The 13,612-nt window shown below is 45.2% G+C and carries 8 protein-coding genes and 1 rRNA gene; 1 reads left to right on the top strand and 8 read right to left on the bottom strand.

The window, feature by feature from the left end; translation table 11 throughout:
* The first annotated feature begins 4 nt into the window (after positions 1-4).
* A 5S ribosomal RNA gene (gene rrf / locus BI182_RS10505) occupies positions 5-121 on the top strand.
* Between the two features lie 626 nt (positions 122-747).
* On the opposite strand, the gene BI182_RS10500 is transcribed toward rrf, so the two are convergent.
* The 8 genes from BI182_RS10500 to BI182_RS10465 form a co-directional block, all read right to left on the bottom strand.
* A complete protein-coding gene (locus BI182_RS10500; protein WP_286807790.1) occupies positions 748-3,174 on the bottom strand; it encodes a glycogen/starch/alpha-glucan phosphorylase in 2,427 nt (808 codons plus the stop codon).
* A gap of 146 nt (positions 3,175-3,320) precedes the next feature.
* Positions 3,321-5,204, bottom strand: coding sequence for an alpha-amylase family glycosyl hydrolase (locus tag BI182_RS10495; protein ID WP_286807789.1), 1,884 nt, complete (start codon positions 5,202-5,204; stop codon positions 3,321-3,323).
* 7 nt (positions 5,205-5,211) lie between these two features.
* Positions 5,212-6,627 (bottom strand): glycogen synthase GlgA, encoded by a 1,416-nt coding sequence (glgA, locus tag BI182_RS10490; RefSeq protein WP_148638058.1) that lies wholly within the window; start codon positions 6,625-6,627, stop codon positions 5,212-5,214.
* Entirely contained in the window at positions 6,628-7,740 is a 1,113-nt protein-coding gene (gene glgD, locus BI182_RS10485) for a glucose-1-phosphate adenylyltransferase subunit GlgD (protein ID WP_070369675.1), read from the bottom strand.
* A gap of 15 nt (positions 7,741-7,755) precedes the next feature.
* Positions 7,756-8,880: a glucose-1-phosphate adenylyltransferase gene (locus tag BI182_RS10480; protein WP_263992922.1), complete on the bottom strand. Its 1,125-nt coding sequence runs from the start codon at positions 8,878-8,880 to the stop codon at positions 7,756-7,758.
* A gap of 12 nt (positions 8,881-8,892) precedes the next feature.
* Positions 8,893-11,319: a glycogen/starch/alpha-glucan phosphorylase gene (locus BI182_RS10475; protein ID WP_286807788.1), complete on the bottom strand. Its 2,427-nt coding sequence runs from the start codon at positions 11,317-11,319 to the stop codon at positions 8,893-8,895.
* 27 nt (positions 11,320-11,346) lie between these two features.
* On the bottom strand, positions 11,347-13,257 hold the full coding sequence (gene glgB, locus BI182_RS10470) for a 1,4-alpha-glucan branching protein GlgB (protein ID WP_286807787.1): 1,911 nt from the start codon (positions 13,255-13,257) through the stop codon (positions 11,347-11,349).
* A gap of 134 nt (positions 13,258-13,391) precedes the next feature.
* A partial coding sequence (locus tag BI182_RS10465) for a YhjD/YihY/BrkB family envelope integrity protein (protein WP_353744765.1) occupies positions 13,392-13,612 on the bottom strand: 221 nt, incomplete at its 5' end.

Genomic DNA, 13,612 nt, shown 5'->3' with positions numbered 1-13,612 from the left:
TGAATCTCGCGACGATGGCGGAAGGGCCACACCTGTTCCCATACCGAACACAGAAGTAAAGTCTTCCAGCGCCGAAAGTACTTGGTGGGCAACTGCCTGGGAGGATAGGACGTTGCGGGATTTTTTTTTAATGAAGTCGTGCAAAAAAATACAGACATAAATATTGATTCAAGTTCACTTGGAAATCAATGTTTATGTCTGTATTTTTTTATGGGGCGAAGCCCCAAACGGAGGCGCAGCGATAGCTGCGACGGAGTTGCACGGATTCATTAGACGGCAGTAACTTTAAGAGCCGTTTGAGATGAAAGTTTTTTATATTTTCAGGAAGGAGCCATCTGGCGACTGACGCGACGAAGGCGCAGCGCTAGCTACGCCTTCGTCGCATGAGCGAGTAAACGGCAGTAAAGTTATGAGAAAGATATAAGGATACTTAATATCTTTCATTATGAATCTATTTTTTTATGGGGCGAAGCCCCAAACGCAGGCGCAGCGATAGCTGCGACGGAGTTGCACGGATTCATTAGATGGCAGTAACTTTAGGAGCCGTTTGAGACGAAGGCTCTTTTTATATTTTTAAGGAAGGAGCCATCTGGCGACTGACGCGACGAAGGCGCAGCACAGCGGAGCCTTAGGAACCGTTTAAGACGAATGTATTTTAGAAAGAAAAATGGCAGACCATAAAGAAACCCCAACCAGATTAAAATCCGGTCGGGGTTTCTTTAAAAAAGGGAAAGGAGGGGGCATAATCTACAGTGTCTTCCAAATATTCTTCTGGTATTCCAGGATTGCGCGATCGCTGGAAAATAGGCCGGAGTATGCTACGTTGCAAAGAGACATTTCAAACCATTTGTTTTTATCCTGATAGAGCTTATTGATTTGATCCTGAGCATTGGCATAAGAGTCAAAGTCTTTTAGAACAAAATAGGTGTCATTATACAAGAGCAGGGAGTCGTAAATGCTTTGGAAACTAGCCAGGTGACCAAAGGTACCGTCAATCAGTTGATGCATGATTTTTTGAATTCGCTCATCATTCTCATAAATTTGGACTGAACTGTAACCGCCGTTCTTTTGATAATGAGAAACCTCATCAGCGGACAAGCCAAAGGTGATAATATTGTCATCACCGACGGCCTCATGAATTTCAATGTTGGCACCATCCATGGTACCCAAGGTAACAGCGCCATTCATCATAAATTTCATATTGCCGGTGCCAGATGCTTCTTTTCCAGCGGTCGATATCTGCTCGGAAATATTGGCGGCAGGATAAATAATTTCACCTAAAGAAACGTTGAAATTTGCCAGAAAGACAACTTTGATCTGATCCCGGATATCTTTATCATTATTGACAAGGCTGGCAATGGCGTTAATCAGTTTGATAACTTCCTTGGCAAAATAGTATCTCGGGGCTGCTTTGCCAGCAAAGATAAAGGTACGGGGGACGATTTCCAAATAGGGGTTTGCTTTTAAATGATTATACAAATGGAGGATCTGTAAAGCATTCAGAAGCTGTCGTTTGTATTCATGAATGCGCTTGACCTGGATGTCAAAAATCGATTCGGGGTTTACATCAATATGATTGTTCTTTTTGATATGGTTGGATAAATGAATTTTATTTTCCAGTTTGATGTGATTGAACCGCTCAACAAACGAGGCATCGTTTTTAAAATTCATCAGATTTTCAAGGGCATAAAGATTATTGATCCAGTCGGTACCAATGGATTCAGTAATCAAATCCCGCAGACCCGTGTTACTGTTGATCAGGAAACGACGGGGCGTAACCCCGTTGGTAACAGAACGGAAACGTTCGGGAAAGAGCTTGTAATAACCGTTAAAGGTTTCCTCTTTTAAAATTTTACTGTGAAGGGCTGCAACACCATTCACGGAGTGGCAACAAATTATGGCCAGATTAGCCATGTTGACTTGACCGTCCTGAATGATTGATAATGAACTGATTTGCAGTTCATTAAGTCCCGATTTTATTCTTAAATCTTCCTGGAATTGGCGGTTAATTTCTTCAATAATCATATAGATCCGCGGCAGTAGAAACTTCATCATGTCCACCGGCCATTTTTCCAGGGCTTCAGGCAGCACGGTGTGATTGGTGAAGGTCAGTGAGTTGACCGTAATCTTCCAGGCATCGTCCCAGCTTAATCCTTCTTCGTCCATAAAAATGCGCATCATTTCAGGGCCGCAGAGGGCGGGATGGGTATCATTGATGTGTATACAGATTTTTTCGGCAAAATCATCCAAACAATTGTTGTTATATCGTTTAAAACGTGTAATCATCCGTTTTAAACCGGCACAGACAAAAAAGTACTCCTGTTTCAAACGCAATTGTTTACCATCAAACTTGTTATCATTGGGGTACAAAATTTGAGTAATTGCCTCAGCCTCGGATTTATGACGGACGGCATCAAGGAATTGCCCCTCGTTGAAACTGGGCAGGTCGAACTCTTCAATCGGTTCTGCACTCCACAACCGTAACGAATTGACGGTATTATTGTGGTATCCTTTAATGGGGATGTCGTAGGGGACGGCTAAGATTGGTTCGTAGTTTTCATGCACAAAGGTCAGCACCCCATTGACTTTTTCAGAATGAAGATTACCATAGAACTTTACAACAACGGACTCATTGGGTTTTCTGATTTCAAAGGGATAACCGTGTCGTAGCCAGTTATCGGCCACTTCAACCTGTTCACCATTGATAATTTTCTGTTCGAAAAGACCGTGCTTATAATGGATGCCATTGCCATGAAAGGGAAATCCCAGGGTGGCCGAAGACTCTAAAAAGCAGGCCATTAATCGTCCCAATCCACCATTTCCTAAACCCGGATCAGTTTCCTGACTAAGAATCGTTTCATAATCAAGGCCCAGTTCAGCCATGGCAGTTTTGACCGTATACTCCATGTCCAGACTGTTGACATAGGCTTTCAGTAGCCGGCCAATCAAAAACTCAATGGAAAACAGATAAACCCGCTTGTGGGGGATTTCATCGTATTGAGACCGGGTTTTCGCCCATTGGGAAGCTGTTTTATCCATGACAATTTCCGCTAAAGCTTGATACTGATCGAGTACGGATGACTCGGCAAGATATTCACCGGAAACTTCTTCAATCTTTTTAGTATAGGCAGATTTAAATGCGGCGATTTCTTCAAGGCGTTGTGATGGTTTCATGAGTATTCCTTTCGTGTAATAAACTAGTATTTTAAAGTTCGCAATTTAATCGATTTTATTTATGGAGAAGGTAAATCTTTATTTTAATACCCTTTATCATCAGAAAAAAACAAAAGAAGATTACGGCTACCCGCAATCTTTTTTGTTTATATGAGCTGACAGGAGTGGGGTGTGACCATTACAATGACAGATGAAAGTGGCTGGAGGACGATGGGGTTCAATGCAACGGCCTCGCCGGAAATCAGGTCTAAACCTTCGCAGCCGGCAAAATCCGGGTGTTTAAACAAGTGAACGGCTCGCGTATTGCGGTTAAACAGGCAAAAACAGAGGGCATCTTCATCTCGTCGTTCAAAAACGAAAAGATCATCACTGGCCTCATAGGGTTTCCAGGTGCCGTTTTGAAAGACCGAATGCTCGGCTCGCAGCTTGGTGATCATTCGATACCAGGCGAGGAGATCGGGGTCCTCATTCCCCCAGGGGTAGGTACGTCGGTTATAGGGATCTTCAAAGCCTTGAACCCCGGCTTCATCACCGTAATACAAACAGGGAACCCCCGGAAAGGTAAACTGGATCAAACTGAGTAGTTTTAAGCGTTTTACGGCCAAGGCATACTGGGCATCATCCAGACGATAGGTTTTATGGCAATGGTTGCCTAAAAATTTGTAGGCTTCACCGAGGACGTTAAGAATTCTTCGGCGGTCATGGCTGCCAATCAGGTTCATGTTTCCCATAAATTGTTCTCGGGGATAGTGTTCATAAAGTGACATCATGATCCGGGCGGCGAGTCCGGAGCTTTTTTCCCCAAGGATGAAGTCGATAAAGGTCTCCCGGAATGGATAGTTCATGACAGCATCCAATTCATAACCGGAAAAATAGGTGCGCAGCTCATCATAAGCCACTTTGCGGGAGGCATCCTCCCAGACTTCACCAATCAGAATGCTGTCAGGGTTTTCCTCCAGCATGGCAGCTTTGAGACCCTTGATAAACGGATCCGGCAGTTCATCAGCCACATCCAACCGCCAACCAGAAGCGCCGGCAGTCATCCAGTGACGGATCACACTATCCTTGTTCTTATAGATAAAGGCCTGAAAATTGGGATGCATTTCGTCAGTATTTGGCATCGCATCAACGCCCCACCAGCATGAGTAGGTATCGGGATAATCAGAAAAGATATACCAGGGATAGTAATCAGATTCTTTTGATTGATAGGCACCAACCCCAGGATAATTCTCATAACGATTGAAGTATAGGCTGTCATCACCGGTATGGCTGAAAACCCCATCCAGAATGATGGCGATACCCCGTTTTTGACACTCGGAAGCCAGCCTTTCAAAGCTTTCCTGGGTGCCTAAAGCAGGATCAATGGTCATATAATCACCAGTGTCATAACGGTGATTACTACGGGATTTAAAAATAGGATTCAAATACAAAATGGTGATGTTCAAGCTTTGCAGATAGTCCAGTTTTTCGGTGATCCCTTCCAGGGTGCCGCCAAAAAAATCCCAGTATTTGATACTACCGTCTTTTTCCCGGAAATAGTGGGGGGTATCGCTCCAATTGGGATGGAGCATCGCATCCCGATGGAAATTATTCAGATCAAAGTCGGCACCTCGATGGAAACGATCGGGAAAAATCTGGTACATGATCCCTTGGGTATACCAGGCTGGAGACTGTCGCTGCGGGTCATAAACCGTAATTTGAAAAGACGGCGGTTTTGTTTCATAAATCCGCCCTTCACCCCCCAAGTGATCGTGTTGGGTGCCATAGGCATAGGCTCGGCCCCGGGATTCAAAGCTGAAGTCATACCAGAAGATGCCGGGAATTGTGGGCATATCCAGAGTGATCTCCCAATAATTGATATCCCGGGATTTGATCATCGGGTGGGTTACTTCCTGGTTATCAAAAAAGGTTCGCAGTTTTAATTTTTCAATTTCAGTGGCATAAACCCGCAGTGTGACGGCATTGCCAATTGGCAGTGCGCCAAAGGGCGATCGAAAGGCCAGTTCCCATGAATGATGACGAAATTTCATAATATTATCACTCCATTAATTTATTATAATATGAAAGATAAATGTCAGCTGATTGTTTCCAGTCAAAATGGGTGTTATAGGCGTTTTTCACCAGTTTTTTATAGGCAGCGGGAGAATTATGATACAGGGATACGGCATGTTGAATAGTAAAAAGCATGTCGTGGGCGTTGTAGGTTGCAAAGCTGAAACCATTACCTTTCTTTGTCTTGGGGTTAAAATAGGTGACGGTATCTTTGAGGCCGCCAGTTTCCCGAACGATGGGGACAGCGCCATAACGCATGGCAATCATCTGAGAGAGTCCGCAGGGCTCAAATTTGGAGGGCATCAGAAAGAAATCACTGGCGGCATAGATTTTACGGGACAGCGCTTCATCAAAGTCAATGATGGTGACCATTTTATCAGGGTAGTTGTAAGCGATACTCCGGAACAGATTTTCATAAATGGCATCACCGGTTCCCAGAATAACAAGCTGGAGATCCAGCTGTAAAATTTCATGGATGACGTTGGATACCAGATCCAATCCTTTTTGTTCAACCAGACGGGTGATCATCGAGACCATAGGGACATCTCCCCGGACGGGCAGGTCGAAATATTCCTGCAATGCTTTCTTGTTTTCCACTTTCTTTTTCTCCGGGTTATCATAGGGAACAAACAAAGCTGGATCGGTTTTGGAATCGTAAATGGATTCGTCAATGCCATTGAGAATCCCGACGACCTGCTGGTCAAGGTGACGAATCACGCCATCCAGGCCTTCACCATAATAGGGGTCTTTCAGTTCGGCAGCATAGGTAGGACTGACGGTGGTGATCAGATCGGCAGCGTACAGCGCCCCTTTCATCAGATTGATTTTTCCATAAAACTCCAAATCTGAGGGTAGAAAGCCCAGGTGCAGATAGGGGCTGATATCATGAAAGCCGTAAACCCCCTGATAACGGATGTTATGAATCGTGAAAACCACCTTTGTATTGGGAAAAGCCCGGCGGTACTGATGCTTGAGCAGGTAGGCCACAGCAGCAGTCTGCCAGTCATTGCAGTGAACAATATCCGGAGTAAAATCAAGCAGTGGCAGGGAGTCCAGCACCGCTCGGCAAAAAAAGCTGAATCGTTCACCGTCATCATAATAACCGTATAGCGAGGGGCGTTTGAAAAAGGCTTCATTATCGATAAAATAAAAGGTAACGCCTTCGTGCTCAGCAGTCAAAAGCCCGCAATAGTGGAGAGTATCGGACATCCACATCTGAAAGTGTTTAAGGGGCTTTATTTTTTGACGTAGTTCTTCGGGAATGGTGCTGTAATATGGCAGGATTACCTGGGTTTTAACATCGTCAGGAAAGGATTTTGGCAGAGCGCCCAGCACATCTCCCAATCCACCACTTTTTGAAAAAGGATATGCTTCAGAAGTGACAAATAGGACGTTTAACATTTATATTACCGTGCCTTTCTTTAAAACAATGGGAGCATGGGGTTTGCCAACTAAGGTGGTGTGATCGCTGATTTTGGTGTCCTTGTCCATGACCACATAATTCAGATTAACATTTCGCCCGATATCACACCGTTGCATGATGATACTATTCTGGATATGTGAACCAACATTCATTTTAGTGTCCCGGAAGATAATGCTGTGAGTAATGTTTCCTTCAATGATGCAGCCGCTGCCGACAATCGAATTGGACACCTGGGCGGGATCTTCATAGAGGGTGGGATGGTTATCTTTGATCTTGGTATGGATGGAATTTTTGCCCAGGAAAAGTTCCTGCATAATCTCATATTCCAGCAGATCCATACTGGTTTTCATATAGTTCTCCAGGCAGTTCACCCGTTTGATATAACCGGTATGCTGAGCGCCAAAAACCCTGAGGGTATCGATATTGTATTTGATCATATCCAGCAAATCCCAGTCACCGGTACGTTCACTGAGATCCAGTAATTCCATCAGAATGGATTTTTTGATAAAAAACATCTCTGTAAAAAAATGTCCGGTGGTATGTTCCCGTTTGAAATGGAGACCGCTGACCCGGTTTTTGGCAAATTCCAGATAGAGGTCGTTATCCTTGAGATGATAAAGGGGATCATCTTTCTTAAAAATCAGGGTGATGTCACTGTCATTTTTTAAATGGATATCATAGGCATTTCGAAAATCGAAGGTAGTGACCAGATTGGGGGTAGCAATCAGCACATGTTTGGCCCCAGTGGCATCCAGAAAGCCCCGGTTATTTTGAAGATTACGGAGATTAACCTTAATCAGCCGTCCGATATGGTAATTGTTTGATCCCGAAAGGATTGAGAGATCCTGAGTTTTTCGGCTCAGGGACCACTCTTTACCAGTCCCTAGATGATCGACCAGGGAGCTGTATTTATGAGACCCGATGACGCCGATATGGGATAAACCAGAATTGACCATATTGGAAAGGGTAAAGTCAATGAGGCGATAACGTCCGCCGAAAGGCAGGGTGCTCAGGCTGCGATGGGAAAGAAAATCCTTTAGGGAGTCATCCTCGCCATCGACATTTAAGATAAGTCCAGCAACATTTTTCATTTGTTCTCAATCCTTTCAGTTATTGATGACATGTATTTCCGGAGCGGGTTCGGTGGGGTCCGTAATATAGCGGGCATCGCCTTTAATTCTAGCCCGGGCCCCAACGATGCAATTCTCTAAAATGGCACCATCCTCAATGATGGCTCCGGTATGCACAATGACATTTTTCAAGCTGGTTTTTTTATGAATCACCACATCATGGGACAAAATGGAGTTCTCAACTTTTCCAAAAATAATGCATCCATCACAGATCAGACTGTTGCTGATCTTGGCTTGAGGGCCAATAAATTGGGGATGGCGACTGGTGTTATTGGAGAAGATCCGAAAATTACGATCGCTGAGATCAAAATCGCAGTTGCAATCCAAAAGATCCATATTGGCATCATAATAGCTTTGGACGGTGCCCACATCCCGCCAGTAACCGGAGTAAGGGTAGGCAAAAATCCGTTTGCCACTTTCGTGGAGCATGGGAATTACGTTATGGCCAAAGTCGTGCTCCGATTCCCGGTTTCCGGCATCGTCAAGCAGCGCTTTTTTTAATTCTTTCCAGGTAAAAATATAGATGCCCATGGAGGCTTTGTTACTTTTAGGACGTTCTGGTTTTTCCTGAAACTCCTTAATGCAATGATCCTCATCGGTGTTGACAATACCGAAGCGGTGAGCATCTTCCCAAGGAACGTCCATCACGGCAATGGTCAGGTCGGCTTCTTTCTGTTTGTGAAAGGCCAGCATCTTGGAATAGTCCATCTTGTAAATATGATCACCGGACAGAATCAGCACATATTCGGGATCGAAGCGGTCAATAAAATCCAGATTTTGATAAATGGCATCGGCGGTTCCTGAATACCAACGGCCCCCTTTCTGCCCCATATAGGGGGGCAGGATGTGGACGCCACCCTGAACCTGATCCAGGGCCCAGGCTGAGCCATCACCAATATAATTATTGAGGATATAGGGGCGGTACTGGGTCAAAACACCGACCACATCGATATCCGAATTCATACAGTTGCTAAGCGGAAAATCAATAATTCGATATTTTCCGCCGAATAAAACAGCAGGTTTGGCGTTATTAAAAGTCAGTGAGCCGAGGCGGCTGCCTTGACCGCCCGCCAGGAGCATTGCGACACATTCAGTATTCAAAGTGATACCTCCTTAAATGATTTTCCAGATTTCTCGTTGATAGTCGGCAATTGAACGATCGCTTGAGAAAATCCCGGAATTTGCGACGTTGCTGATAGACATTTTAGTCCAAATGGTCGGATTGCGGAAGAGGTGATCGACCTGATTTTGGGCATCGGCGTAGGCACTGAAATCTTTTAGAACAAAGTAGCCATCGTTGTACAACAGCAGTGAATCATAGATCGCCTGGAAGCTGAGCCCATGTCCCAGGGTGCCGTCAATCAGTTGGTGAAGAACCTGCTGAATCCGGGGATCCTGTTCAAAGATGTCGATGGAGCGATAACCGCCGTACTTTTGATAGTGATGTACCTCATCGGCAGACAGACCAAAGGTGACAATATTACTGGGACCAACGGCTTCAAGAATTTCGATATTGGCGCCATCCATCGTACCCAGCGTGATGGCGCCGTTCATCATGAATTTCATATTTCCGGTGCCGGAGGCTTCTTTGCCAGCTGTTGAAATCTGTTCGGAAATATTGGCCGCCGGATAGATGATCTCGGCCAGGGAAACATTGAAGTTGGCCAGGAATACGACCTTCAATTTGTCATGGAGGGTCGGATCGGCATTGACCAGCTCGGCAATGGCGGTGATCAGTTTTATCACTTCTTTGGCATAGTAATAGCCGGGGGCCGCTTTGCCGGCAAAGATAAAGGTTCGGGGGGCCATTTCCAGGTTGGGGTTTTCCTTGAGTCGATTATACAGATAGAGGACATGGAGGGCGTTTAGCAATTGTCGTTTATACTCATGAATCCGCTTAACCTGGATATCAAAAATTGAGTGGGGATCGACGTTGATATTGTTGTGGCTGGCCATGTAATTTGCGAGTCGGATCTTATTTGCCAATTTGACGCCATCAAACTTTTCATAAAAAACCGGATCGTTAATATTGTTTAGCAGCTTCTTTAGATGGAACAGGTTATGTTCCCATGCTGAGCCAATGGATTCAGTAATCAGTGTTTTTAGTTCCGGATTGCTGTTCATCAGAAAGCGTCGGGGTGAGACGCCATTGGTTACCGAGTAGAACCGATCGGGGAAGACCTGGTAATAACCGTTGAAGGTTTCTTCCCGGAGGATTTTGCTGTGCAGGGCAGCGACACCATTTACCGAATGACTCGATACGATCGACAGACTGGCCATATGGACATAGTTATCCCGAATAATGGAAAGGCTGTGGTTACGTTCCAGATCGTAAGGAAATTTGTTATCCAGCTCCAGCAGAAACCGGCGGTTAATTTCTTCAATGATCATATAAATCCGCGGCAGTAGATCCTTCATCATATCCACCGGCCATTTTTCAAGAGCTTCCGGTAGGACGGTGTGGTTGGTGAAGCTCAAGGCGGCGACGGTGGTTTTCCAGGAGTCATCCCAACCCAGGCCTTCTTCATCCATTAGTACCCGCATTAGTTCGGGGCCGCATAGTGCCGGGTGGGTATCATTAATGTGAATACAAATTTTATCGCTGAAGCCATCCATCGAATTATTATTGGAACGTTTGAAATCCACAACAATTCGCTTGATTCCGGCGCAGACAAAAAAGTATTCCTGTTTGAGACGCAGTAGTTTGCCGTCAAAGCCATTGTCATTGGGATAAAGAATCTGGCTGATCGCTTCGGCTTCAGACTTATGCCGAACTGCGTTTAAAAAATGGCCCTGATTAAAGCTGGGCAGGTCAAAGGCTTCCAGCGGTTCGGCACTCCACAGTCGCAGCGAATTCACGGTTTCATTGCGGTAGCCCTTAATTGGAACATCAAAGGGAACAGCCATAATCGGTTCGTAGTTTTCGTGGACAAAGGTCAGATTGCCATTGATATTTTCAGAATGAATCTGACCGTAGTATTTGACAATGACCGACTTATCGGGATTGCGGATTTCAAAAGGATAGCCGTTTTTAAGCCAGTTATCGGCCACTTCAATCTGTTCGCCATTGATAATACGTTGTTCAAACAGCCCGTATTTATAACGGATGCCATTACCGTGAGCAGGCATTCCCATGGCTGAAGAAGAATCCAGATAGCAGGCCATTAATCTTCCCAGACCGCCATTGCCCAACCCGGGGTCAGACTCCTGGGCAAGAATGGCTTCATAATCCAGCCCCATTTCCACAGAGCACTCCTGAACCAGGTCTTCCACGCCTAAATTACTGAGATAGGACTTCATCAGGCGTCCAATCAAAAATTCGATGGAAAAAAAGTAAACTTGCTTGGATTCATTTTTGTTATAGAGGGAGTTGGTTTTAGCCCATTGCGAGGTGATGCTTTCCATCACCATTTCAGCCAGGGCCTGGTATTGTTTAAGTAGGGACGCTTCAGCCAGACAATTTCCCGAAACTTCTTCGATTTTCTTGGTAAAGGTGGCCTTATAAGCGGCTTTTATTTTTTCTCGTTCTGAAGAATTCATGGTTGTTCCTTTCAATAAAGAGTGTCTTTATTTTTTAGTTTTTGTTTTTTTAACCGGTGCTGGTTTGTTTTTGGCGCTTGTCCTGGGGACAACCGCTTTTAAAACGACCATGGCGGAGGGGGGGATATTGATGGAAACCGAATAATCCTGACCATGAAGCGGGATAGGCTGGGCCTTCACGTTTTTTTTCACTTTAAAACCAGTCCCGCCATAGTTGCTGTCATCGGAATTAAAGGCCAGTCGATAATTACTGCCAGTCGGAACGCCAATTTGATAATCGGTATAGCTTAGCGGACAGAAGTTGATAATGGTGATCAGTGTATCTTTGTCCTCGGCACCCATTCGTTTAAAAATAAGAATGCTTTGTTCGCTGTTGTTGGGTTCTAGCCACTCAAAGCCAGCCCAGCTGTGGTCATCAATCCAGAGGGCTTTTTCTTTGCGATAAAACTTACTGAGCTCTTTGATGTAGGTATGAACTTCCCGGTGTTTGGGATAATCCAGTAGGAACCATTCCAGCGATTCATCCACCCGCCATTCCAGGAAGGGGGCAAACTCGTTCCCCATAAATGACAGTTTCTTACCTGGATGGGTCATTAAATACCCAAAGAGAAGGCGGAACTGGTCGAATTTCATATTGTAATCCCCAAACATTTTATCAAGGATGGTTCGTTTGCTGTGAACCACTTCATCGTGAGAAAGGGGCAGGATGAAGTTCTCATTAAAGGCATAGGCCATCGAAAAGGTTAACAGATTATGGAAGCGATTCCGAAACATTGGATCGGTTTTCATATAATCCAGGGTATCATGCATCCAGCCCATGTCCCATTTCAAGTTGAAGCCCAGGCCGCCCTTGTCCACCGGCCAGGTGACCATCGGATAGGCAGTGGAATCTTCGGCTGACATAATGGCAAAGGGAAAATCCCGAAAAATAACGGTATTCAGTTCCCGGAGGAAGGCCAGCGCTTCCAGACGGTCGGTACCACCCTGAGCATTGCGGTAAGGTTCGCCATCAAGTCCGTGGTTTAGTTCAATCATGCTGGCGACTCCATCGATGCGCAGTCCATCGACATGGTAACGGTCAAACCAGAAATAGGCATTGGAGATGAGAAAATCGAGGACTTCCGGCTTACCGTAATCAAAGACCATCGTACCCCATTGCTGATGTTCAGAAAACTCGTATTGACTGGTACCGTCAAAATGACGTAAACCCTGATCATCTTTGCAGAAGTGACCGGGCACCCAATCCAGAATGACACCGATGCCAGCCTGGTGACAGCAATCAATGAAATGCATCAGGCCCTGGGGATCGCCGTAGCGGCTAGTAGCAGCGTAATAACCGGTCAGTTGATAACCCCATGAACCGTCAAAGGGATGTTCCATAATCGGCATCAGCTCAATATGCGTATAGTGCATTTCGGTTAGATAGGGAACCAGCTGTTCGGCCAGCTCATGGTAGGTCAGATAGTCCCCAGTGGCATTCCGCCGCCAGCTACCCAGATGGGCTTCGTAAATATTAATCGGCATATTGAGCCAATTGGTTTCATTTCTTTTTTGGCACCAGGCGTCATCCTGCCAGGTATAACCATCGAGTTCCCAGATAATGGAGGCTGTTTTTGGTTTTACCTCGCTATAGAAGCCGTAAGGATCGGCTTTATAGGCCAACTCACCATCCTTTTGGCGAACTGCATATTTATAAAGTAGACCTTGCGAGAGATCCGGAATATCCAGCTCCCAAATCCCACGGGCACCAGAAACATGTTTCATGGGATGAGTGGTGATGTCCCAATGGTTAAAATCTCCAACAACCGAAACACTCTGGGCCTGGGGGGCCCAAACCCGAAAAGTGACCCCTTTTTCATTCAGGTGGGCACCAAAATAGTGGTAGCTGAGAAAACGCCGGTTAGTGGCTGAATCTACATGGGCATCGGTTTTTTTCATGGTAGATGTGTCCTTTCGTATGTGGTTGGAATCGGGTGAATTAAACACCTATTATTTTATCACAAGTCCTGTTATTGATCGGGCATCTTTTTAAATAAAAAAATATTTTGACAATTATAAACCCAAAGTCGTGGCTAAAAAGGGAACGGCAATTCATTGTTTTGATATAATGACCAGTACAGATTAATCTTCCCCCCCAGATTCAAAATGACACAAATAAAGTAGATGGCCACCATCAGGGCAAAAAGTCCGCCCAGACTGCCATAGAGCGTACTGTATTTGGTTGAATGATTAATAAATAAGGTAAAAATACGAAAAGCGATATTAAGTCCCAGCGTGGCAAATAGGGCTCCGG

This window comes from Acetobacterium sp. MES1, from assembly GCF_002237635.1.
GTDB classification, from domain to species: Bacteria; Bacillota; Clostridia; order Eubacteriales; family Eubacteriaceae; genus Acetobacterium; species Acetobacterium wieringae.
Note: the sequence above shows the minus strand (reverse complement) of the source record. Positions and strands in the feature narration are given on the sequence as shown.

Bases quoted from the DNA above. Each gene is read 5' to 3' on its own strand.
- BI182_RS10500 (WP_286807790.1), bottom strand. From the start codon at position 3,174: ATGAAACCATCACAACGCCTTGAAGAAATCGCCGCATTTAAATCTGCC.
- glgD (WP_070369675.1), bottom strand. From the start codon at position 7,740: ATGAAAAATGTTGCTGGACTTATCTTAAATGTCGATGGCGAGGATGAC.
- BI182_RS10495 (WP_286807789.1), bottom strand. From the start codon at position 5,204: ATGAAATTTCGTCATCATTCATGGGAACTGGCCTTTCGATCGCCCTTT.
- glgB (WP_286807787.1), bottom strand. From the start codon at position 13,257: ATGAAAAAAACCGATGCCCATGTAGATTCAGCCACTAACCGGCGTTTT.
- BI182_RS10475 (WP_286807788.1), bottom strand. From the start codon at position 11,319: ATGAATTCTTCAGAACGAGAAAAAATAAAAGCCGCTTATAAGGCCACC.
- glgA (WP_148638058.1), bottom strand. From the start codon at position 6,627: ATGTTAAACGTCCTATTTGTCACTTCTGAAGCATATCCTTTTTCAAAA.